Annotated in this window: 36 protein-coding genes; 2 read left to right on the forward strand and 34 right to left on the reverse strand. The window is 43.0% G+C overall.

What is annotated here, in order from left to right; translation table 11 throughout:
- Nucleotides 1-69: 69 nt before the first annotated feature.
- The 4 genes from rrtA to FTU92_RS01020 form a co-directional block, all read right to left on the reverse strand.
- Nucleotides 70-651 (reverse strand): rhombosortase, encoded by a 582-nt coding sequence (gene rrtA, locus FTU92_RS01005; protein ID WP_180095309.1) that lies wholly within the window; start codon nt 649-651, stop codon nt 70-72.
- A gap of 103 nt (nt 652-754) precedes the next feature.
- Complete coding sequence (locus tag FTU92_RS01010) at nt 755-1801, reverse strand: hypothetical protein (RefSeq protein ID WP_180079551.1); 1047 nt, start codon at nt 1799-1801, stop codon at nt 755-757.
- Nucleotides 1802-2246: 445 nt separating this feature from the next.
- Complete coding sequence (locus FTU92_RS01015; RefSeq protein WP_096901367.1) at nt 2247-2669, reverse strand: protein YgfX; 423 nt, start codon at nt 2667-2669, stop codon at nt 2247-2249.
- Nucleotides 2662-2919, reverse strand: a complete 258-nt coding sequence (locus FTU92_RS01020; protein ID WP_004974752.1) for a succinate dehydrogenase assembly factor 2 — start codon at nt 2917-2919, stop codon at nt 2662-2664. Before FTU92_RS01020 ends, FTU92_RS01015 begins: the two co-directional genes overlap by 8 nt.
- A 185-nt stretch (nt 2920-3104) precedes the next feature.
- Between FTU92_RS01020 and FTU92_RS01025 the strand changes: the two genes are divergently transcribed.
- Nucleotides 3105-4277 (forward strand): acyl-CoA dehydrogenase family protein, encoded by a 1173-nt coding sequence (locus FTU92_RS01025; RefSeq protein ID WP_104852582.1) that lies wholly within the window; start codon nt 3105-3107, stop codon nt 4275-4277.
- Nucleotides 4278-4352: 75 nt separating this feature from the next.
- On the opposite strand, the gene FTU92_RS01030 is transcribed toward FTU92_RS01025, so the two are convergent.
- The 30 genes from FTU92_RS01030 to FTU92_RS01175 all read right to left on the reverse strand — a co-directional run bounded on the left by FTU92_RS01030 (nt 4353) and on the right by FTU92_RS01175 (nt 20772).
- Nucleotides 4353-5843 carry an NAD(P)/FAD-dependent oxidoreductase gene (locus FTU92_RS01030; protein ID WP_179989874.1) on the reverse strand — a complete coding sequence of 497 codons (1491 nt, stop codon included), beginning with the start codon at nt 5841-5843 and terminating at the stop codon, nt 4353-4355.
- 201 nt (nt 5844-6044) lie between these two features.
- Entirely contained in the window at nt 6045-6410 is a 366-nt protein-coding gene (rplQ, locus tag FTU92_RS01035; RefSeq protein ID WP_004974746.1) for a 50S ribosomal protein L17, read from the reverse strand.
- A gap of 18 nt (nt 6411-6428) precedes the next feature.
- Nucleotides 6429-7436: a DNA-directed RNA polymerase subunit alpha gene (locus tag FTU92_RS01040; RefSeq protein WP_004974745.1), complete on the reverse strand. Its 1008-nt coding sequence runs from the start codon at nt 7434-7436 to the stop codon at nt 6429-6431.
- A 17-nt stretch (nt 7437-7453) separates the two neighbouring features.
- Nucleotides 7454-8080 (reverse strand): 30S ribosomal protein S4, encoded by a 627-nt coding sequence (rpsD, locus tag FTU92_RS01045; RefSeq protein ID WP_004974744.1) that lies wholly within the window; start codon nt 8078-8080, stop codon nt 7454-7456.
- Nucleotides 8081-8092: 12 nt separating this feature from the next.
- Nucleotides 8093-8479, reverse strand: a complete 387-nt coding sequence (rpsK, locus tag FTU92_RS01050) for a 30S ribosomal protein S11 (RefSeq protein WP_001040166.1) — start codon at nt 8477-8479, stop codon at nt 8093-8095.
- A gap of 19 nt (nt 8480-8498) precedes the next feature.
- On the reverse strand, nt 8499-8855 hold the full coding sequence (gene rpsM, locus FTU92_RS01055; RefSeq protein WP_004974734.1) for a 30S ribosomal protein S13: 357 nt from the start codon (nt 8853-8855) through the stop codon (nt 8499-8501).
- 107 nt (nt 8856-8962) lie between these two features.
- The gene (gene rpmJ, locus FTU92_RS01060) at nt 8963-9079 is read right to left on the reverse strand and encodes a 50S ribosomal protein L36 (RefSeq protein ID WP_000867907.1); all 117 of its coding nucleotides are present in this window, start codon (nt 9077-9079) and stop codon (nt 8963-8965) included.
- A 20-nt stretch (nt 9080-9099) separates the two neighbouring features.
- A complete protein-coding gene (secY, locus tag FTU92_RS01065; RefSeq protein ID WP_171257418.1) occupies nt 9100-10419 on the reverse strand; it encodes a preprotein translocase subunit SecY in 1320 nt (439 codons plus the stop codon).
- A 45-nt stretch (nt 10420-10464) separates the two neighbouring features.
- Nucleotides 10465-10905: a 50S ribosomal protein L15 gene (gene rplO, locus FTU92_RS01070; protein WP_004974728.1), complete on the reverse strand. Its 441-nt coding sequence runs from the start codon at nt 10903-10905 to the stop codon at nt 10465-10467.
- 3 nt (nt 10906-10908) lie between these two features.
- On the reverse strand, nt 10909-11085 hold the full coding sequence (rpmD, locus tag FTU92_RS01075) for a 50S ribosomal protein L30 (RefSeq protein WP_004786899.1): 177 nt from the start codon (nt 11083-11085) through the stop codon (nt 10909-10911).
- A 6-nt stretch (nt 11086-11091) separates the two neighbouring features.
- The gene (gene rpsE, locus FTU92_RS01080) at nt 11092-11589 is read right to left on the reverse strand and encodes a 30S ribosomal protein S5 (protein ID WP_004974725.1); all 498 of its coding nucleotides are present in this window, start codon (nt 11587-11589) and stop codon (nt 11092-11094) included.
- A gap of 2 nt (nt 11590-11591) precedes the next feature.
- On the reverse strand, nt 11592-11942 hold the full coding sequence (gene rplR, locus FTU92_RS01085) for a 50S ribosomal protein L18 (RefSeq protein ID WP_004281497.1): 351 nt from the start codon (nt 11940-11942) through the stop codon (nt 11592-11594).
- Nucleotides 11943-11956: 14 nt separating this feature from the next.
- Complete coding sequence (gene rplF, locus FTU92_RS01090) at nt 11957-12490, reverse strand: 50S ribosomal protein L6 (RefSeq protein WP_004974722.1); 534 nt, start codon at nt 12488-12490, stop codon at nt 11957-11959.
- A gap of 16 nt (nt 12491-12506) precedes the next feature.
- Nucleotides 12507-12902, reverse strand: coding sequence for a 30S ribosomal protein S8 (rpsH, locus tag FTU92_RS01095; protein ID WP_004974720.1), 396 nt, complete (start codon nt 12900-12902; stop codon nt 12507-12509).
- A 12-nt stretch (nt 12903-12914) separates the two neighbouring features.
- A complete protein-coding gene (gene rpsN / locus FTU92_RS01100) occupies nt 12915-13220 on the reverse strand; it encodes a 30S ribosomal protein S14 (RefSeq protein ID WP_004825185.1) in 306 nt (101 codons plus the stop codon).
- 9 nt (nt 13221-13229) lie between these two features.
- Nucleotides 13230-13766 carry a 50S ribosomal protein L5 gene (rplE, locus tag FTU92_RS01105; protein WP_004974719.1) on the reverse strand — a complete coding sequence of 179 codons (537 nt, stop codon included), beginning with the start codon at nt 13764-13766 and terminating at the stop codon, nt 13230-13232.
- Nucleotides 13767-13782: 16 nt separating this feature from the next.
- Entirely contained in the window at nt 13783-14100 is a 318-nt protein-coding gene (rplX, locus tag FTU92_RS01110; RefSeq protein ID WP_004974717.1) for a 50S ribosomal protein L24, read from the reverse strand.
- Between the two features lie 9 nt (nt 14101-14109).
- Nucleotides 14110-14478, reverse strand: coding sequence for a 50S ribosomal protein L14 (rplN, locus tag FTU92_RS01115; protein ID WP_001982634.1), 369 nt, complete (start codon nt 14476-14478; stop codon nt 14110-14112).
- A gap of 91 nt (nt 14479-14569) precedes the next feature.
- Nucleotides 14570-14827, reverse strand: coding sequence for a 30S ribosomal protein S17 (rpsQ, locus tag FTU92_RS01120; protein ID WP_004974714.1), 258 nt, complete (start codon nt 14825-14827; stop codon nt 14570-14572).
- Nucleotides 14824-15021, reverse strand: a complete 198-nt coding sequence (rpmC, locus tag FTU92_RS01125; RefSeq protein WP_004650482.1) for a 50S ribosomal protein L29 — start codon at nt 15019-15021, stop codon at nt 14824-14826. The genes rpsQ and rpmC overlap by 4 nt, the downstream gene beginning before the upstream one ends.
- Nucleotides 15021-15434: a 50S ribosomal protein L16 gene (gene rplP, locus FTU92_RS01130; protein ID WP_004691317.1), complete on the reverse strand. Its 414-nt coding sequence runs from the start codon at nt 15432-15434 to the stop codon at nt 15021-15023. The genes rpmC and rplP overlap by 1 nt, the downstream gene beginning before the upstream one ends.
- 3 nt (nt 15435-15437) lie before the next feature.
- Nucleotides 15438-16190, reverse strand: coding sequence for a 30S ribosomal protein S3 (rpsC, locus tag FTU92_RS01135; protein ID WP_004974711.1), 753 nt, complete (start codon nt 16188-16190; stop codon nt 15438-15440).
- Nucleotide 16191: 1 nt separating this feature from the next.
- Nucleotides 16192-16521 (reverse strand): 50S ribosomal protein L22, encoded by a 330-nt coding sequence (gene rplV, locus FTU92_RS01140; RefSeq protein WP_001982638.1) that lies wholly within the window; start codon nt 16519-16521, stop codon nt 16192-16194.
- Nucleotides 16522-16532: 11 nt separating this feature from the next.
- Nucleotides 16533-16808, reverse strand: coding sequence for a 30S ribosomal protein S19 (gene rpsS, locus FTU92_RS01145; protein WP_004673001.1), 276 nt, complete (start codon nt 16806-16808; stop codon nt 16533-16535).
- Between the two features lie 19 nt (nt 16809-16827).
- Nucleotides 16828-17652: a 50S ribosomal protein L2 gene (gene rplB / locus FTU92_RS01150; RefSeq protein WP_004974706.1), complete on the reverse strand. Its 825-nt coding sequence runs from the start codon at nt 17650-17652 to the stop codon at nt 16828-16830.
- Nucleotides 17653-17663: 11 nt separating this feature from the next.
- Nucleotides 17664-17984 carry a 50S ribosomal protein L23 gene (gene rplW, locus FTU92_RS01155; protein ID WP_004974703.1) on the reverse strand — a complete coding sequence of 107 codons (321 nt, stop codon included), beginning with the start codon at nt 17982-17984 and terminating at the stop codon, nt 17664-17666.
- A complete protein-coding gene (gene rplD, locus FTU92_RS01160; RefSeq protein WP_004974702.1) occupies nt 17981-18583 on the reverse strand; it encodes a 50S ribosomal protein L4 in 603 nt (200 codons plus the stop codon). The genes rplW and rplD overlap by 4 nt, the downstream gene beginning before the upstream one ends.
- Before the next feature lie 11 nt (nt 18584-18594).
- Nucleotides 18595-19233: a 50S ribosomal protein L3 gene (gene rplC, locus FTU92_RS01165; protein WP_026438075.1), complete on the reverse strand. Its 639-nt coding sequence runs from the start codon at nt 19231-19233 to the stop codon at nt 18595-18597.
- Nucleotides 19234-19292: 59 nt separating this feature from the next.
- Nucleotides 19293-19604 (reverse strand): 30S ribosomal protein S10, encoded by a 312-nt coding sequence (rpsJ, locus tag FTU92_RS01170; RefSeq protein ID WP_000070912.1) that lies wholly within the window; start codon nt 19602-19604, stop codon nt 19293-19295.
- 424 nt (nt 19605-20028) lie between these two features.
- A complete protein-coding gene (locus tag FTU92_RS01175) occupies nt 20029-20772 on the reverse strand; it encodes a type 1 glutamine amidotransferase (protein WP_180095310.1) in 744 nt (247 codons plus the stop codon).
- A 148-nt stretch (nt 20773-20920) separates the two neighbouring features.
- On the opposite strand from FTU92_RS01175, the gene FTU92_RS01180 reads away from it, so the two are divergent.
- Entirely contained in the window at nt 20921-22111 is a 1191-nt protein-coding gene (locus FTU92_RS01180; protein ID WP_180095312.1) for a PLP-dependent transferase, read from the forward strand.
- Nucleotides 22112-22143: the final 32 nt, after the last annotated feature.

Below are 22143 nucleotides of genomic sequence, written 5' to 3' on the forward strand. Positions count from 1 at the left end.
TCTTTTAAGTAAAAATGGTCAATTGTGAGATTTCTTGTGAGCCCTTTTTGCCATCATTTTGATGTAATTTTAATGCGGATCAATGCAATAGGCCCAAATAATATAAGCCAGTGCAAAAATTACTCCCCAAATCACCCCCAATAAATGTGCCTCAACTAATACAGGACTTCCGATTAATTCTGCTGTACCCAAACTGCCCACGGTATTTTCCCAAATCAGTTTAGATAAAATAAGCAGCAACACCAATGCCGCAAAACCACGTTCTTTTTTATAGAGCAAATGCACACATGCCACCGCCACATAAGCACCATGCAGCACCCCAGAAAGTCCTGCATAGGCATCAATATCGGCAAGGAAATAATAGAAACTCAGACTAATGGCAGGCGGTAGTACCAGCAAAAGTGCCACAAAGTGCCATACTTTGGCATGCGGAAAAATAAAAGGTAAACAGGCAAAGGCGATCATATTGAGCAGATAATGAATCCAGCCCACATGCACCCAATGTCCTGTCCATAAGCGCCAGAATTCATCCAATAAATGTGTAGACCAATAAATAAAATGCTCTACAAAAATCTGCAAACATGCCGAAACTGACATACATGCCGCAATAAACACAATTTTTCGACTGAGAAATTGAGATGAATATTGCATAGGCGCTGGCATCCTCCAAATTATTCTTGTTATGTGCTTCGGCAAATGGATTGCCCAATCCTAAAACATCTTGTCTATATTGAATTGGGCAATCTTGATATTTTTACAATTGAGCTGCCGTGTCCTCATTAAATAAATCATCTAATTCAGAAGAATTATCTTGCTCATCCCAGAAACGCTGCTGATCACCCGTACGCACACCTGTATGTTCAGTCCAGTAACGGTCTGAAATTCCTTGTACCATGCTTCCCGCCATGGCATCAATCAATTTAAATTGTGGATTTACAGGTTTTTCGTCACTGCGTGCATTAGAAAAGGCTTTGAGTGCGTCGCGGATTTTGGCATCTTCACCACTGGCTTGGGCAGCAACCGCGTATAAAGCGTGTGATAAACGCACGCCTTTATTTTCACCGATTTGCATCGACTGCTTTAAGGTTTGATACGGATCAGGTTTGCCATCTCCCGCGCCTGGAAGCAAAGTCCAAATTACGGCACGTGTGGCCTCTGGTGCGCCCCAGAATTTTTCATTATTTAAACAGGTCATGCCACGTTCAACAATCGCAGCAATGTCTTTAGGCACATGTACTGCCCCCCCTGAATTAATATCATTGGTCATGGCTTGCAAGCCACTCAACATCCCCAACATATACACGGTTTGGTCAATATCACTGTTCATTTTTGGACAACCTTCGCCCAAAGGTTTCTGGTATTTCTTTTCCCAACGATGCTGAAACAGTTGATAGCCTGTGTATTGACGCTGTGCCGCCAAAGCCGCCCAACGCTTTTGTTGAATCCGCGCATCTTGCGCTTCGCCTACTTGCCCTGCTTTTGCTGCACGTAAATAACGCAATTCAGCATCCAAAGCTTTTTCTTCGGCACAAATGCCCGCTGCCGAGTACATCAGTACCGCAACACGGGTTGGGTCTGCGCCCATATCTTTAGTCGCCATAATGGCAGGGGTTAAGGAATTACCAGAATTACACACCATTTCAGCATCTTCCATCGCTAAAATTGGCGGCACAATATGTTTTTCAGTAAATCCAAGTGCGACATTGGCACCTGTTTTGATCACTTGTGAACAACCTGATAATAATAAACTTGTGATTGCAAATACGGCCACACCCTGGCCTATTTTTTGGACTTGCGACATTTTCCTGTCCTCTATAATTGTGTTTATGTCCATTGCAACAAACATAGCAGAAGCAATATCTGAATAAAAGCGTCTACTTGCTGCTTCAGATGGATAACTTTGCCATGTTTTAAAGTGACTAAAATTGACTGAAATCTGTCATCCGACAAAATTTAGGCAAAAAAAAGTAGCATTGCGACGGTTCAGCACATGCTACTTATTAACTGATGCCCAATTCGGGCTTATCTTAAAAAATCTTTCGACTAAATTTAAATCTGCACATTTCAGGAATCTGATTTGTATTGATCTACACTTGTCTGGAATGAATATAACTGAAAATAGGGATATGTGTAATCTTTTATGCCAATATAAAATGACTGATCAGGACACGAAAAATAGATGATAATTTTATCTTTATGATACTTATAGTTTTTTATTATTATAAAAATATACAGCTGTCTGTAAATTAGAGCATTTTCGCCAATACTTTTAGAGCCTTCCATTCCGCCTTGGAAACCTGATCACACCAAATCACCAGAGGTTTAAAGGCTTGCTGAAATTCCATGACGATATAAATTTGATGATCTATCACTTGACGCAGTTGCACACGCTGAATTTCAATTTGGCGAGCTGTGCTTTTAATCTGTTGTGATACTACACGAGGCGCGAGATAGGAAATTGACCATTCACGGTCATCTAATTGATCTAAACCAACAATTCGGTTTGCACGAACAAATTTAAAATATGTCCAGCCCATAATGACAATACATACAACGCTAAGCCATGGCTTTAACACTTGTAGTAAAAGCCAAACGATGAGTAGAGCGATCATCAGCTGAAACACTATTGCGATGACACTAGGTTTCAGCTGAAACTGCTGCTTAGCCATGCACATAATGCTTTAGTTTACGGATAAAATCTTTCAACTCAGGACGTGGTGGCTCAGACACTTCCATAAACCAATCCAATAAATCTGGGTCTTCCTGCTCAACCAAATCGGCAAACATTTGTTTTTCTTCCGCACTGGCAGTCAAATAATGATTTTTCACATACGGGTCAAAATAGACATCAATTTCCTTTAAACCACGACGGGCACGGTAAATCACTTTGCGTTCTTCTAAGCTGATGTCATCACTCATGCGGTTTCCCCATTAAAATTAAACTCAGGCTAGTTTAACCGACCCCTTTTAAAGTTTCGATGACTTTTATGCAGCATTGACCAAAAGCATCATCTTTCATTTGCAATTGAAACTTTTGCACCTTGTTGCCCCCTATAAATTCTTCTAAGGTGAATTCAAAATAACAACATCAGGAAGATAAAACCATGCAATCTGCCGCAATTCGCCCCATTGCCAATATGTTACCGCGCACCTTATTCAGTGCTGAACACGACAGTTTTCGTGATTTGGTACGAAAATTCTATTTGCAGGAAGTCATCCCCCATACTGAAAAATTTGAAGCGCAGCAGCATGTAGACCGTGAGCTATGGCGTAAAGCAGGTACTTTGGGTTTGCTGTGTAGCACCATGCCTGAAGAATATGCAGGTTCAGGGGTAGACCGCTTATACAGCATGATTTTGATTGAAGAACAAGCCTATGCAGGTGACAGTGCTACCGGTTTTTCACTGCATTCAGATATTGTCGCCAATTACATTAATAACTTTGGCACAACTGAACAAAAACAACACTGGTTACCCCGCATGGCCACAGGCGAAGTGATAACCGCGATTGCCATGACCGAACCCGGTACAGGTTCAGACTTACAAGCTGTGCGTACCTCTGCGGTATTGGATGGCGATGAATACGTGATTAATGGTTCTAAAATTTTTATTACCAACGGCTATTTGTGCGACATGGCGATTGTGGTATGTAAAACAGCGAACACAGACAAAGGTTCAGCCAATCTGTCTTTAATATTGGTAGAAGCAGACCGTGCGGGATTTAGCAAAGGCAAACCACTGAATAAAATTGGTATGAAAGGTCAGGACACTTGCGAATTATTTTTTGATAATGTCCGCGTGCCTCGCAGCAATTTATTGGGTGCAGAAGGCATGGGCTTTATCATGCTGATGAAAGAACTGGCTTGGGAACGCTTAATTGTCGCGATTATTTGCCAAGCAGGTGCAGAAGCTGCTTTTGCACATACACTGCAATATACTCAGCAACGTCAAGCCTTTGGCAAAAGTATTCATAGCTTTCAAAATACGCGCTTTAAACTGGCAGAATTACGCACCGAAATTGATTTCTGTCGTGCTTTTTTAGATCAATGTATGCAGTTACAACTTCAAGATCAGCTCAGTGTTGAAGCTGCAGCGGCCGCCAAATATAAAATTTCAGAGATGTACTCCAAAGTGGTGGATGAATGTCTACAACTGCATGGTGGTTATGGCTATATGCTTGAGTATCCAATTGCACGTGCTTACTTAGACAATCGGGCCAATCGTATTTATGCAGGCACCAATGAAATTATGAAAGAGCTGATTTCACGTTCTTTATAAAATTACCACTTCAACATAAAAATGGCGCAAGAGATTTTAAATCCCTTGCACCATATTATTTTTGCACCCAACGATTTAAGACACTAATTTAGGTTTACGCTGCTGTGCAGGCACAGCCTGTTTGAACTTTAAAATACCATCTTCAAAGCTTGCTTGTTTTAAAGTTTTGCGATCTTCTAAGTAATTGTTAGTGACTCGCCATGGCGCATGTTTGCCTTGCTTTGGCATCACATCAGCAGCACGTGCGATATAGCCCGAACTCAAACTGCCCATCACCGTATCTTCTAACAACTCTGTTTGGTCACCTTGAGGAATCACCTCGTCATAACCTTGTCGATCCATATAATTGAGCAAACGACAAATATAATCCGCAGCCACATCCACTTTAAGTGTCCAAGACGCATTAATATAGCCAATAATCATCGCCATATTCGGCACATCGCTGACCATCACACCTTGATACAGCATGTGTTTGGAGGTATCCAAAGGCTCACCATCAATTGTGGCTTGAATACCGCCTAGAATTTGAATATTCAAACCTGTCGCAGACACAATAATATCGGCATCCAAATGTTTACCTGATTTTAATTGCACACCTGTTTCAGTAAAACTAGCAATTTGATCAGTTTCAATCGAGGCATGTCCTTCGCGTAAAATCTTAAATAAATCACCATCAGGCACAACACATAAACGCTGATCCCACGGATTATAATGTGGTGTGAAATGCTTCATATCCACCTTGCCTTTGAGCTGCATTTGGATAGATTTCAGCAACAAAGTCCGCAGTAATTTCGGCTGCTTTTGTGCTAAAGCATAAATTGCGCGTTGCATGCCAATATTACGTGCGCGCGTGATTTTGTAAGCAACATCTTCAGGCAAAACTTTACGCATTTGCTGATAAACAAAATCCATTGCAGGCACTGAAGCAATATAAGTCGGCGAGCGTTGTAGCATGGTGACATGCGCTGCACCACCTTTTGACATAGCAGGTACTAAGGTAATGGCGGTTGCACCACTACCAATAATTAAGACCTTTTTACCACGATAATCTAAATTCTCAGGCCAATGCTGTGGGTGAATAAATGTACCTTTAAACGCATGTTGATTCGGAAAGTCAGGCTGAAAACCTTGATCGTAATTGTAATAGCCTGTGCAACCTAAAACAAAATTAGCCACCCAAGTTTCAATCTGTTGCACTGCATTTTCTATACGTAACATCCACTTACGTGTTTGAGAGTCATAATTGGCAGATAACACACGATGCTGAAAATGAATTTTTGAGTGTAAGGCTTTTTCTTGAATGACTTCTTCTAGATAGTCTTTGATAGATGCGCCATCGGCAAGTACATTGGTTTTTTTCCAAGGCTTAAAATTATAACCAAAAGTCGACATATCCGAATCTGAACGAATGCCCGGATATTGGAATAAATCCCAAGTGCCACCAAAACTTTGACGACGCTCAATAATTTCAAAAGAACGCTGTGGGCAGTTTTGACTTAAATGTGCTGCTACACCAATGCCCGAAATCCCTGCCCCAATAATTAATATATCAACCTGCTTATCCATGTTTTATTGTCCAGCTTGAATGATGTTTTTTATTAAAGCATAAATTTGACAATACACAATGTCAAGTTTAGCAAAAGTTACTAAAATTTATATCAATTCGGGACAATTTCATCATTTATTGAGATTCAATATATTTTTTTCATAAAAAAAGACCGGTAAAACCGGTCTTTTTCTGAACAACGTGCGTTATTCTTAGCGAAATTATTTAACTTCGCGATCTACAAGCTCAACGTAAGCCATCGGTGCAGCATCACCCGCACGGAAGCCCGCTTTAAGAACACGTAGATAACCGCCGTTACGCTCTTTGTAACGAGGGCCAAGAACGGTAAATAATTTACCAACAGTTGCTGCTGAACGAGTACGAGCAAACGCTAAACGACGGTTTGCTACTGTATCGTTTTTAGCTAAAGTGATTAAAGGCTCAGCAACACGACGTAATTCTTTTGCTTTAGGAACAGTTGTTTTGATTAACTCGTGTTCGAACAAAGAATTAGCCAAGTTTTGGAACATCGCTTTGCGATGGCTGCTTGTACGGCCTAATTTCACACCACTATTACGATGACGCATGGTGATAGTCCTACTTAATTAACGGCTACGATAGGCGAAACGATCGTCCATACGGAGACTAGCCGGTGGCCAGTTCTCTAAACGCATGCCGAGCTGTAAGCCTTTAGAAGCCAGAACATCTTTGATCTCTGTAAGCGATTTTTTACCCAAGTTAGGCGTTTTAAGTAGCTCAACTTCAGTACGCTGTACAAGATCACCAATGTAGTAAATATTTTCTGCTTTCAAACAGTTAGCAGAACGAACAGTAAGCTCTAGATCATCTACTGGACGAAGCAAGATTGGGTCAACTTCTTCACGAGGCTCTTGAGCAACAGGAGCTTGATCTTTCTGAAGATCAACAAAAATTGCAATTTGTTGTTGCAAGATTGTTGCCGCTTTGCGGATCGCTTCTTCTGGATCAACTGTACCATTGGTTTCAAGATCAATGATCAACTTGTCAAGGTCAGTACGTTGTTCTACACGCGCATTTTCTACGATGTAAGACACACGTTTGATTGGGCTATAAGAAGCATCTAACTGCAAACGACCTACAGGGCGAGTTTCGCCTTCTGGGAAACGTGAATCAGATGTTTCATAACCACGACCTTGAGCAACTTTCAGGCGCATTTTTAAATTGCCTGTAGCACTTAAAGTGCCAATCAAGTGTTCAGGGTTAACCACTTCAACATTATGCGGTAAACGAAGGTCTGCAGCAGTTACATCGCCTGGACCTTGTTTTTCCAATGTCAAATAAGCTTCATTTTGATCGAACAGCTTAATAGACAATCCTTTCAGGTTCAGCAAGAGCTCGACGATGTCCTGCTGCAAGCCTTCCAAAGTACTGTACTCGTGCTCGACACCTTCAATTTCAACTTCTACCACAGCTGCGCCAGGTAAAGAAGAAAGAAGGATGCGACGTAAAGCATTACCAAGAGTGTGACCAAAGCCACGCTCTAATGGTTCTAGAATAACTTTTGCCGAGGTCCCGCTTGCCGCTTCGACCTTGATCGCTTGCGGAGTAAGAAACTCATTTGCAGTACGCGTCATTATTGCTACCTCAAGGATTATTTAGAATACAATTCTACAATCAAGCTTTCGTTGATTTCAGCAGGTAAATCAGAACGATCTGGTGCAGCTTTAAACGTACCTTCAAATTTAGAATGGTCAACTTCCATCCATGAAGGGATACCACGTTGAGCAGCCAATTCAATTGCGTTTTTAATACGTAATTGTTGTTTTGCACCTTCGTGAACTGCAATTACATCACCAGCTTTAACTTGAATAGACGCAATGTTAACACGACGACCATTTAAAGTAATGCTACGGTGAGATACAAGCTGACGAGCTTCTGCACGTGTAGAACCAAAACCCATGCGATAAACAACGTTATCAAGACGGCTTTCGAGCAATTTCAACAAGTTCTCACCTGTTGCGCCTTTCACACGAGCAGCTTCTTTATAGTAGTTACTAAATTGACGCTCTAAAACACCGTACATACGACGTACTTTTTGTTTTTCACGTAATTGTAGTGAGTACTCAGATTGCTTACCACCACGAGCCCCGCCATGTTGGCCAGGAGCTTTAGCGTGTTTTTTAGTTTTGACGTCAAATGGTTTAACGCCAGATTTTAGTTGCAGGTCTGTCCCTTCGCGGCGAGAGAGTTTGCATTTTGGACCAATATAACGAGCCATGAATGTTTCTCCTTACACGCGACGTTTTTTAGGTGGACGGCAACCGTTGTGAGGGATTGGAGTCACATCGGTAATGCTGTTAATTTTATAACCCACTGCACCTAATGCACGAACCGCAGACTCACGACCTGGACCAGGACCTTTAACAAGGACGTCCAAGTTTTTCAAACCGTAATCTAAAGCAGCTTTACCAGCAACTTCAGCAGCTACCTGAGCAGCGAACGGAGTTGATTTACGTGATCCACGGAAGCCTTGTCCACCTGAGGTAGCCCAAGCCAGTGCATTACCTTGACGATCGGTAATGGTCACAATGGTGTTATTAAAAGAAGCGTGAATGTGTGCAACACCTTCAGAGACGGTACGAGTGACCTTCTTGCGTGTGCGAGTATCTTTAGCCATCTTTTAGCTTCCAGAAATCTTATTTCTTAATCGGTTTGCGCGGACCTTTACGGGTACGTGCGTTAGTTTTGGTGCGTTGACCACGGACAGGCAAGCTGCGACGATGACGAAGACCGCGGTAGCAGCCTAAATCCATTAAACGTTTAATGTTCATGGAAATTTCGCGACGTAAGTCACCTTCGGTCGGAACCTTAGCAACTTCTGCACGAATCGCATCAAGCTGAGCGTCATCTAATTCACGGATCTTTGTTGTTGGTGCGATACCAGCAGCAGCTAAGATAGTCTTAGCAGTGTGGCGACCAATACCAAAGATATAAGTGAGAGAGATAACAGCGTGCTTGTTATCCGGAATGTTTACACCGGCAATACGAGCCATTCAATTTTCTCCAAAAAGGCAGTTAAGATAATCAACCGCCCCACAAAAATCTTGAGGGGCGGATAATAACCTAATTAGCCTACTGAAATCAACAGGTCTTAATCAAATTAACCTTGACGCTGCTTATGACGAGGTTCTGCGCTGCAAATTACGCGAATAACCCCATTACGACGGATAACTTTGCAGCTACCACAAATTTTCTTTACAGAAGCTTGTACTTTCATGATGAAACCTCTAAGTGCGCTTATCCCTTAGGATGAGCAGTCGTTTTTCTCATTAACGTTTGATTATCGTACTGGTGCGAGGTGAGATGTGCTTGAAGCTGAGCCATAAAGTCCATCACAACCACTACAACGATTAATAATGATGTACCACCTAAGCTAAATGGAATTCCAAATGAGCTTTGTAGAATCATCGGCATTAAGCAGACTACAGTGATGTAAATCGCGCCAATAAAGGTCAAACGACTGAGAATATGATCTAAGTAACGAGCAGTTTGCTCACCTGGGCGAATACCAGGCACATAAGCTCCGCTGCGTTTCAAGTTTTCCGAAACTTCTTTAGGGCTGAAAACCAGCGCAGTGTAGAAGTAACAGAAAAAGATAATTAACGCACCAAAGAGCACCAAATACAACGGTTGTCCAGGCGACAATACCAATGCCAAGTCTTGTAGACTACGCTTGATTAATCCAGCATTAGGGTCCGCACTGCCGACCCATTGACCTAAGCTCGCTGGGAACAAAAGCAATGAACTGGCAAAAATTGCTGGAATCACACCTGCCATATTAATTTTTAATGGCAAATGCGTTTGCTGAGCAGTAAATACACGACGACCTTGTTGTTTTTGAGCATAGTTTACTGGAATACGACGCTGCGCCTTCTCAATAAACACAATTGCTGCAAGTACACCCAAAGACAATAAACCAAAAATTGCCAAACCAATCAGGCTTGACTGGCCACTGTCAATAGATGTGAAGGATTGCATAATTAAATTAGGCAAGCCTGCAACAATACCTGCGAAAATGATCATGGAAATACCATTGCCCACTCCGCGTTCGGTAATTTGTTCACCCAACCACATTAAGAACATTGTGCCTGCAACCAAAGAGGTCACAGCTGGAACGTAAAAAGCCAGACCTGACGTTAAGGTAATACCTTGACCAATCAGACCTGCACACATCCCAATCGCTTGCACAAGTGCAAGAAACAATGTGCCTTGGCGCGTATATTGATTAATTTTGCGTTTGCCTTGCTCGCCTTCTTTTTTCAAAGCTTCAAGCGAAGGAACCACGGTAGACATCAACTGTACGATAATCGAAGCAGAAATGTATGGCATGATCCCTAAAGCAAGAATCGACATCCGCTCTAATGCACCACCCGAAAACATGTTAAACAAACCAAGGATTGTACCTTGGTTTGCATTAAACAATTGTTCAAGTGCGGCATTATTAATGCCTGGTACTGGAATATGCGCTCCTAGTCGAAATACCAACAACGCACCAATGAGAAACATCATTCGGCGTATAATTTCACGGTATTTCACGTGAAATGGTTGGCCTTTCATCATGTGAACATGACCTGAAGAACTAGGAGACATAGACACTGGGGATTACTCCTCGACTTTACCGCCAGCCGCTTCAACAGCAGCTTTAGCGCCTTTAGTCACAGCAACACCTTGAATAGTGAATGCGCGAGTAATTTCACCAGAAAGTACGATACGAGCACGAGCCATATCTTTACGTACAACGTTCGCTGCTTTTAAAGTTTCAAGGCTAACGATGTCGCCTTCCACTTTAGCAAGCTCAGATAAACGTACTTCAGCAGTTTTCAAAGCGATTTGGCTAGTGAAACCGAATTTAGGTAAACGACGATATAACGCAGTTTGACCACCTTCGAATCCAGGACGTGTACCACCGCTCTTACGTGAGTTTTGACCTTTGATACCACGACCACCAGTCTTACCAACGCCAGAACCGATACCACGGCCTAGACGACGGGCTTCACGCTTAGCACCTTCTGCAGGTGCAAGTTCATTTAAACGCAGAGTCATGGCTTATTCCTCTACACTAACCATATAGTAGACTTGGTTGATCATACCACGGTTAGAAGGCGTATCTTGCACTTCTACAGTATGACCAATACGACGCAGACCTAAACCTTTAAGGCTAAGCTTGTGATTTTTCAAGCGGTGCGATGCAGATTTAGTCTGGGTAACTTTAATCGTTTTCATGATTGATTACCCTTGAATTTGTTCTACTGAAAGACCACGTTTCGCAGCAACCTTTTCAGGAGTTGTCATGTCACGCAAACCGTTAAAAGTTGCGTTCACTACGTTTGCAGCGTTAGTAGAACCACGGCATTTAGTCAATACGTTACGTACACCTGCAGCTTCTAAAACTGCACGCATAGAACCACCCGCAATTACACCAGTACCTTCAGATGCTGGTTGCATGTAAACACGGCTTGCACCATGACGCGCATGAATCGGGTGTTGTAAAGTACCATCTGCCAATTCGATAGTGATCATGTTACGACGTGCAGCTTCAAGTGCTTTAGAAATAGCAGCTGGAACTTCACGTGCTTTACCACGACCAAAACCTACGCGACCATTACCATCACCCACAACAGTTAATGCTGTGAAAGAGAAGATACGACCACCTTTAACAACTTTGGCTACGCGATCAACGGCAACCAGCTTTTCAACAAGACCTTCGTTTTGTTCAACTTTAGCCATGATTAGAACTCCAAGCCGTTTTCACGAGCAGCATCAGCCAAGGCTTTGATACGACCATGATATTTAAAACCAGAACGGTCAAACGCAACTTTAGTTACGCCAGCTGCTTTCGCGCGTTCTGCAATTAAAGCACCTACTTTTTGAGCTGCTTCAACGTTACCAGTTGTACCAGCACGTAAAGTAGCATCTAAAGTTGAAGCTTGCGCTAAAACTTTGCCACCATCTGCTGAAATAACTTGAGCATAGATGTGACGCGGCGTGCGGTTTACACACAAACGAGTCGCACCCAATGCACGGATGTGCAAGCGTGTGCTTTTCGCACGACGCAAACGGGATTGTTTCTTTTCGTTCATAAGAACCTCGCGCCTTATTTCTTCTTAGCTTCTTTACGAAGAACAACTTCATCCGAATAACGAACACCTTTACCTTTATATGGCTCTGGTGGACGGTATCCACGGATATCCGCAGCAACTTGACCTAAAGCTGCTTTGTCAGCAGATTTAAGGATAATTTCAGTTGCAGTTGGAGTTTCTGCAGTTACACCTTCAGGAAGGGTGTAATCGATTGGGTGTGAAAAACCAAGGTTAAGGTTAACAACGTTACCTTTTACCGCAGCTTTATAACCAACACCAATCAATTGTAACTTACGTTCGAAGCCTTCGCTCACACCTTTTACAAGGTTGTTAAGCACAGCGCGAGCAGTACCAGCTTGCATCCAAGCGTCTTTCGACTCAGCTTTAGGAGCAATAGCTAAAATACCGTCTTCCTGTTTTAGCTCGACCAGCGCATGCAGGTTGAAAGACAATGTACCTTTGCTGCCTTTCACTTCGACCTGCCGGCCGTTCTGAGTAACTGTAACACCGTTAGGTACAGTTACTGGGGCTTTAGCCACACGAGACATGAGGAATCACCTATTATTAAGAAACAAAAGCAATAACTTCACCACCGATACCTGCAGCACGTGCAGCGCGATCAGTCATGATGCCTTTGCTTGTAGAAACGATTGCAATACCTAAACCTTGCTTAACGCTTGGAAGTGCATCTTTACCGCGATACTGACGTAGACCTGGACGGCTTACGCGTTTCACAGTTTCGATAACTGGTTTGCCTTCATAGTATTTTAAAGTAATCGTTAATGTAGGTTTGCCTTCGTTGTCAGCCACTTCTACATTTGCGATATAACCTTCTTGTTGAAGTACGTTTGCAATAGCAACCTTCAACTTAGAATTAGGCATAGAAACAGTTTGTTTCTTTGCCATTTGAGCGTTACGAACACGCGTTAGCATGTCGGCAACGGTATCTTGCATACTCATTTATAGTGCTCCTTACCAGCTTGCCTTAACAACGCCCGGTACATCACCTTGCATTACTGTGTCACGTAATTTGTTACGGCTTAAACCGAACTTACGGAAGTAACCATGAGGACGACCAGTTAAACCACAACGGTTACGAAGACGTACTGGAGACGCATTACGTGGTAATGCTTGTAATTTCATCATCGCTTCGAAACGCTCTTCATCGCTTGCATTTACGTTTGCAATCGTTGCTTTTAATTCAGCACGTTTTGCAGCGTATTTAGCAACAGTAGCTTCGCGTTTCAATTCGCGATTAATCATACCTTTCTTAGCCATATCGACCTCTTATTTGAACGGGAAGCCGAATGCACGCATAAGCGCACGGCCTTCGTCATCGGTGCGAGCAGTCGTAGTGATGGTGATGTCCATACCACGAATTTGATCAATCTTATCGAAATCGATTTCAGGGAACATGATTTGTTCCTTGAGACCCATAGAGTAGTTACCACGACCATCGAATGATTTCGAAGAGAAACCACGGAAGTCACGGATACGAGGGATCGCGATAGAGATCAAACGGTCTAAGAATTCGTACATACGTTCGCCGCGTAAAGTAACTTTACAACCAATCGGCCAACCATCACGGATTTTAAAACCAGCGATTGATTTACGAGCTAATGTTAAAACTGGTTTTTGACCAGCAATAGCTTGCATATCAGAAAGAGCGCCATCTAACAATTTCTTGTCAGCAGCTGCAGCACCAACACCCATGTTGATGGTAATTTTAGTGATGCGAGGGATCTCCATCACATTCTTAACGCCCAATTGTTCTTGTAATTGAGCCTTAAGTTCGTCGTTGTAACGTGTTTTAAGTCTGGCCATTGCCTATTTCAACCTATTACTTCGCCACCGCCACTGATTCACCATTCGATTTATAAACGCGAGTTTTCACGCCATCAATCGTTTGGTAACCAACACGGTCAGCCTTTTGGGTTGTAGCATTAAAAATTGCCACGTTTGAGATATGAAGCGAAGCTTCCTGCGTTACGATACCGCCTTCAGCGCCCGTAGCACGGTTTGGCTTCTGGTGCTTCTTAACCAAGTTAAGACCTTCGACCTTAACACGGTCATTAGAAACTGACAGAACAGTACCCTGTTTGCCTTTTTCTTTACCTGCGATCACAATTACTTGATCGCCTTTTTTAATCTTAGCCATGATTGCCTCTTATAGAACTTCAGGAGCCAATGAAATGATTTTCATGAACTGTTCAGTACGAAGTTCACGAGTCACTGGTCCGAAAATACGAGTTGCAATCGGTGCTTTGTTGTTATTCAAAATAACAGCAGCGTTATCATCAAAACGGATCACAGAACCGTCTGGACGACGAATACCGAACTTTGTACGTACAACAACAGCATTCATCACGTCACCTTTTTTAACACGTGCGCGTGGAATAGCTTCTTTTACAGTAACTTTAATAATGTCGCCAACAGAAGCATAACGACGATGTGAACCACCTAGTACTTTAATACATTGTACGCGGCGAGCACCACTGTTGTCAGCTACGTCAAGCATCGTTTCGGTTTGAATCATTGCCCTACTCCAAAACCGAGCATCACCGGTCACAATTTCGAAAGGCTCAAAGAGTACTCGAAATTGACCGATGATGCAACAAGAACGTTAATTACTCAGCAGCAGCTTCAACAACTTCAACTAAAGTCCATGACTTAGTTTTAGACATTGGGCGGCTTTCTTTGATGGTTACAACATCACCAATCTTGGCGGTATTGTTCTCATCATGAGCGTGTAATTTGGTTGAACGGCGAATCAATTTGCCATACAACGGGTGTTGAACTTGGCGTTCAATAAGGACAACAATAGATTTTTCCATTTTGTCGCTTACAACTTTGCCAGTTAACGTGCGGACTGTATTTTGACTCATTGCCCGTTCCCCTGTTTTTCGGTAAGGAGGGTCTTGATGCGTGCAATAGTTTTACGAGTAAGCGCAACTTCATGCGATTTACCCAATTGACCAGTTGCTTTCGCCATACGAAGACGGAATTGGTTAAGCTGTTGCTCATCAAGCAAAGCTGTCAACTCTTCTACCGACTTTTCACGTAGATCTTTAGTTTTCATTACATTACCGTCCGAGTCACGATAGTGGTTTTAAACGGAAGTTTAGCAGCAGCAAGCGTAAATGCTTCACGTGCCAATTCTTCGTTCACACCATCAATTTCGTACAAGACTTTACCTGGTTTGATTTGACAAACCCAATATTCCACAGAACCTTTACCTTTACCCATACGCACTTCAAGAGGCTTAGAAGTAATTGGTTTGTCTGGGAATACACGGATAAAGATCTTACCACCACGCTTAATACGACGGCTGATTGTACGACGTGCCGCTTCAATTTGACGCGCAGTCATTTGACCACGTTCAACTGATTTAAGAGCGATAGTACCGAAAGATACTGAGCTACCACGGTGCGCTAAGCCAGTGTTACGGCCTTTTTGCACCTTACGGAATTTAGTACGTTTAGGTTGCAACATGGATTATTCTCCTTTTTCAGCAGAACGATCATTGCGACGACCACGACGCTCTTGACCTTCACCACGACCGCGACCGCGTTTAGCTGGACGTTCTTCAGCAGGTGCTGGGTTCATGACTTGTTTCATGCCACCCAAGATTTCACCACGGAATACCCAAACTTTAACGCCAATCGTACCGTAAGTAGTTTCAGCACGCATAGTTGCATAGTCGATGTCCGCACGAAGTGTATGCAAAGGTACACGACCTTCACGATACCATTCAGTACGTGCAATCTCTGCGCCACCTAAACGACCAGAAACTTCAACTTTGATACCTTTAGCACCAGCACGCATAGAGTTCTGTACCGCACGCTTCATAGCACGACGGAACATTACACGCTTTTCTAATTGAGAAGCGATTGCTTCAGCAACTAAACGTGCATCTAAGTCTGGACGGTCAATTTCGTTGATGCTTACTTGCGCAGGAACACCCATAATAGATGTTAATTCGCGTTGTAATTTCTCAATGTCTTCGCCTTTTTTACCGATTACGATACCAGGACGCGCAGTGCTAATTGTTACTTTAGCAGCACCCGTTGGACGTTCGATAAGAATATTGCTTACCATTGCGTTCTTAAGTTTTTTAGTTAAAAACTCACGAACTTGAAGGTCTTTAAGCAAGTATTCAGCGTATTGTTTCGGATTCGCATACCAGTTAGCGTTATGACGTTTCACAACACCTAGGCGGATACCGATTGGATGAACCTTCTGACCCATATCAAACCCCTACCTTAACGGTGATGTGACAAGTACGCTTAGTAATACGATCTGCACGGCCTTTAGCACGTGGCATAATACGTTTAAGGCTCATGCCTTCGTCAACGTAAATCGTAGATACTTTAAGGTCGTCTACATCTAAACTGTTATTGTGTTCAGCATTTGCAATTGCAGATTCCAATGCTTTCTTAACTAAAACAGCAGCTTTTTTGTTGCTGAAGTTTAAAATGTTAAGTGCATGCGCAACAGATTTGCCGCGGATAAGATCTGCAACCAAACGTGCTTTTTGTGCCGAGATAGCGGCACCGCGTAATTTAGCAGTTACTTCCATCATAGCACCTATTAACGTTTAGACTTCTTGTCAACACCGTGACCACGATAGGTACGAGTTGGCGCGAATTCACCGAGTTTATGACCAACCATGTGTTCAGAGATAATCACTGGAACATGGTTACGACCATTGTGAACAGAAATTGTTAAACCAACAAAATCTGGGAGGATCATCGAACGACGCGACCAAGTTTTGATCGGCTTACGGTTATTAGCCGCGATTGCCGCTTCAACCTTAGCGAACAAGTGCGCATCGACGAATGGGCCTTTTTTCAGAGAACGAGGCATTGTCAGATTCCTTTACTTGTTACTTAACGCGACGGTCGCGAATAATCATCTTAGTCGTACGCTTGTTGGTACGTGTCTTGTACCCTTTAGCTTTTTGACCCCATGGGCTTACAGGTTGGATACCTTTAGTACGCCCTTCACCACCACCGTGCGGGTGATCAACCGGGTTCATTGCCATACCACGAACGGTAGGACGAACACCACGCCAGCGCGAAGCACCTGCTTTACCAAGTGAACGAAGGTTGCTTTCTGAGTTAGATACTTCACCTAACACAGCGCGACATTCAACGTGCACTTTACGCATTTCGCCTGAACGTAGACGAACGATAGCGTATGAACCGTCACGACCCAACAATTGAACTGAAGTACCAGCAGAACGCGCTAATTGAGCACCTTTACCGATTTTAAGTTCGATGTTGTGAAGAGTAGCACCGATTGGCATGTTACGAAGTGGCAAGCAGTTACCTGGGCGGATTGGAGCATCGTTACCAGATTGAACTTGATCACCAGCACGTAAACCTTTAGGCGCAATAATATAACGACGTTCACCGTCAGCATACTTCAACAATGCGATGTGTGCAGTACGGTTTGGATCGTATTCAATACGCTCTACAACAGCAGGAATGCCATCTTTGTTACGTTTGAAGTCTACGATACGGTAGTGTTGCTTATGACCACCACCAACGTGACGTGTAGTAATGTGACCGTTGTTGTTACGACCACCAGTACGTTTTTTAGCTTCTACCAACGGCGCATAAGGCGCACCTTTGTGAAGATGGTCGTGAACGACTTTCTCTACAAAGCGACGTCCTGGAGACGTTGGCTTACATTTTTGAATCGGCATAAATTTCGTCCTTATTCCGCTGCGCTTTCAGCGGTATCGCCCAAGTCAGCCATTTCAACATCTTGGCCAGCTTTCAGGGTGACGTATGCTTTTTTAACATCAGAACGGCGTCCTAATGTACGACCAAAGCGCTTAGTCTTACCTTTAGTGATAGTCGTGTTAACTTTAACAACTTCCACACCAAATAATTGCTCAACTGCTTTTTTGATTTCAAGTTTGTTTGCATTTAATGCAACTTTGAATACTTGAACACCAGCAGTTTCGCCTAAAACTTGTGCTTTTTCTGAAAATACAGGTCCTTGTAGGACTTGATATAAACGTTCGTTGTTCATCCGAGTTCTACCTCAATTTTCTTAGCAGCAGCAACAGACATTACAACTTTGTCGAACGCGATCAAGCTAACAGGATCGATTGCAGTAGCATCAACCACATCAACGTGTGGAAGGTTACGCGCTGCAAGATATAGATTCTCATCTACAGCTTCAGTTACGATCAATGCGCGAGTTGCATTCAAGTCGTTAAGTTTTGCAAGCAACTCTTTAGTTTTAGGAGCTTCAACAGCAAACTCTTCAACCAATACAAGACGATCTTGGCGAACAAGTTCAGCTAAGATACATTGCATTGCACCGCGGTACATTTTGCGGTTAACTTTTTGAGACCAATCTTGTGGACGAGCAGCAAAAGTTTTACCACCACCAACCCAGATTGGGCTACGAATAGAACCAGCACGAGCGCGGCCAGTACCTTTTTGACGGAATGGTTTTTTACCACCGCCAGCAACGTCTGCACGTGATTTCTGAGCTTTAGAGCCTTGACGACCACCAGCTAAGTAAGCCGTAACAACTTGGTGTACAAGTGCTTCATTGAATTCACGACCGAACGCAACTTCAGATAACTCAACAGCAGAGCCGGAAACAGTATTTAAATTCACGTTATTTCCCCTCAAGCCTTGATCGTAGGACGTACAGTTACGTCACCACCAGTCGCACCAGGAATCGCACCCTTAACAACAAGAACTGAACGCTCTGTGTCGATAGATACAATTTCAAGACCCTGTACAGTTACGCGCTCAGCACCTAAATGGCCAGCCATTTTTTTGCCTTTGAATACGCGACCAGGAGTCTGGTTTTGACCTGTAGAACCTAGAACACGGTGAGAAACAGAGTTACCGTGAGTAGCGTCTTGAGTACGGAAGTTCCAACGCTTAACACCACCCTGGAAACCCTTACCTTTAGACTGACCAGTTACGTCAACGATCTGACCTACTGTGAACAAATCCACACCGATAGTTCCGCCAACTTCACGACCTTCAAGGTCAGCTTCTGTAGCACGGAATTCTTGAACTAAACGACCAGCAGCAACACCCGCTTTAGCGAAGTGACCTTTCTGAGCGTTAGTTACGCGAGATTCGCGACGTTCACCAGTAGTAACCTGAATTGCTTGATAACCATCTGTTTCAAGCGTTTTGATTTGAGTGATGCGGTTAGGATCAACCTCAATCACTGTAACAGGTACAGAAACACCAGCATCTGTAAAGATACGGGTCATACCGCACTTGCGACCGACTAAACCAATAGCCATGTGCATAAACCTCTAAAAAAGCGGCCTAATTAACTTAGAGTGTTAATTAACCGAAAGCCTTAACCCAATGCAATCTGAACATCAACACCAGCTGCTAGATCTAATTTCATCAACGCATCAACAGTTTTATCGGTAGGTTGAACAATGTCGATCAAACGCTTGTAAGTACGGATTTCATACTGGTCGCGTGCATCTTTGTTTACGTGTGGTGATGTTAAAACGTTGAAGCGTTCGATGCGAGTTGGCATCGGGATTGGACCACAAACTTGTGCGCCAGTACGCTTAGCGGTTTCTACGATTTCTTGAGCAGATTGATCAATCAGACGATGATCAAAAGACTTCAAACGGATACGAATTCTCTGGTTAGACATACCAGTTAACTCCAAGCCAAATATATAAAGAATCACCCTTGACGCATCTCACCCCACTAATTTAAGGCAAGTGTCAAAGGCAGTGAATTATCACTAAGGTCATGATCGATGCCACGACTGTCACGATGTTAACTACTTTCTTCGCAGTTAACCCCCTTGCATAAAGGGTCGCCCATTATAACGATTGTTTAATGCATAAGCAAATCTCTTTTTGGCTTTATTGCTTTATTTTTCACGCTCTGCCGATTTCTCTTTTTAAAATATACGATTAGCACTTTATATATGAGTTAAGCAGCATTCCTATCCAATTATTGAGTGTAAATTTAGACAATCTGCTTTTTGACCATTTCCTCTACCTTGACAGCGCAAATCATCCTCACCATGACTAACTTTCATTTCTGTGTTAGCAGCACAATCCATGACTTTATTCCCTAAGTTTGCTTTGTATTAAAACATAATCTATTGCACGATTCATTAATTGGTTGCCTGCCTGAAATTGTGCTGCAGACATCTGTTTTAATTCATGCGCGGGTTGTACATACATGCCTGAAAATGCAGGTTTCATTTCAGCATTGTCCAAAAACAACTGCAAAGCCCGTGGGGTAATTTCTGGATGGAACTGAAATCCTAGTACGTTTTTCCCAATTTGATACAGTTGATTGGTGCAAGCGGCATTACTGGCAAGTCTTACCGCGCCCTTAGGTAATTCAAAAGTTTCGCCATGCCACTGCATCACTGAGATTTGATCAGGCATTTGGAAACAGCTTTCTGGTATATTTTCGACTTTATAGACAGGATGCCAACCGCGCTCCTGTTCAGGATTAGGACTCACTGCTGCACCCAACGCATTGGCAATCATCTGCCCACCTAAACACAAACCGATTGCAGGTTTACCCATCGCCAAATAACGCCTAATCCAGCGTTTTTCTGTTTTTAACCATGGATAATGTACTTCATCATTTACACTCATGGCACCGCCCATCACAATTAACAGGTCAATCTCTTCAACTTTGGGCAGAGCTTCAATTTCAATATTTTGCTCAGGCGGTAAAGCAAAAAATTCGGTTGCAGTGATATGCGCCCCCATCTGCTTTAAATAGTCATAGCAACTTCCAAAACCTTCACCTGCACTATGCTGAAAATAATGCACGCTTAGTGGTGCTTTCATCTGGATCATCCTTTGTATTTTCTATACTTCAGCTTCTGCAAAAATAGCGCCAAGTTCAAGGTATGTCTTGTAGTGCAGCTTTTTATAGCCTAAAGCCAGTATTTCTCTTAAGCTAAACTCAATATTTGCTTATTTTCTGAGTGAACCTGTGAAGAAAAATGCTCAAACTGCTTTAATTCATGCACCAAGACGTGCCCCACAATATATTCAAACGGTACAGCCTCCCCTATTTCGTGCATCGACCATTATCTTTGAAAACACAGATGTACTGTTTAATCGACACTGGACTGATGCTTATGATTATAGCTATGGCACACATGGCACACCGACTACATTCACACTCGCTGATCAGATTGCGCAATTAGAAGGTGGTGAATACTGCTTACTCGCACCAAGCGGACTATCAGCAATTAATTTGGTGAATTCCTGCTTTTTAAGTCAAGGCGATGAAGTTTGGGTGGCTGACAATATTTACGGCCCAAACATGGAGCATTTACGCAATTTAGAGCAGCGTTACGGCATCACCGTTCAAGTCTACAATCCAATTGATGTCGATAGCTTTCAACCCTCTGCAAAAGCCAAACTGATTTGGCTGGAAGCCGCAGGCTCGGTCACGTTGGAATTTCCCGATTTGAGCGCCTTAGTCAAAAAAGCCAAAGCACATCATATGCTCACAGCCTTAGATAACACTTGGGGTGCAGGGCTTGCTTTTAATGCTTTCGATTTTGGTGACGATCATTTAAGTGTCGATATAAGTGTCCATGCCCTAACCAAGTACCCAAGTGGTGGTGGCGATATATTAATGGGTTCTGTGGTGACCCGTGATCAACATTTACATCATCAATTATTTCGTATGCATGCCATCCAAGGCATTTGTGTATCGGGCGATGATGTTGCGCAAGTACAACGTAGCTTAGCCTCAATGCAATTGCGCTATGAACACCAAGCGCAAAGCTGTTTGCAGTTACTGAACTGGCTGAAACTACAACCACAATTTGCTCAGGTGTTGCATCCTGCTGATGCCACATCTGCGGGGCATGCGTATTGGAAAGAAATTTGCCGCGATGGACACAGCGCAGGTTTGGTCAGTGTGATTTTTAAGCCTGAATATGATTTAGCCGCTGTACGCCAATTCTGTGATGCACTATCTTTATTTAAACTCGGCTTTAGCTGGGGCGGCCCCGTAAGTTTAGTGATGCTTTACGATCTCAAGTCCATGCGTACCCTAGAGCACTCTCACTTGGCTGAAGGATTATTGGTGCGTTTTTGTATTGGGCTAGAACATCCTGCAGATTTAATTCAAGATATTCAAAATGCCTTACAACGCTTCAGCGACTAATGCAGCACAGATCATCATTTTAACAATAGCTA

This window comes from Acinetobacter sp. YH12205 (assembly GCF_013418125.1).
In the GTDB taxonomy this organism is placed as follows: domain Bacteria; phylum Pseudomonadota; class Gammaproteobacteria; order Pseudomonadales; family Moraxellaceae; genus Acinetobacter; species Acinetobacter towneri.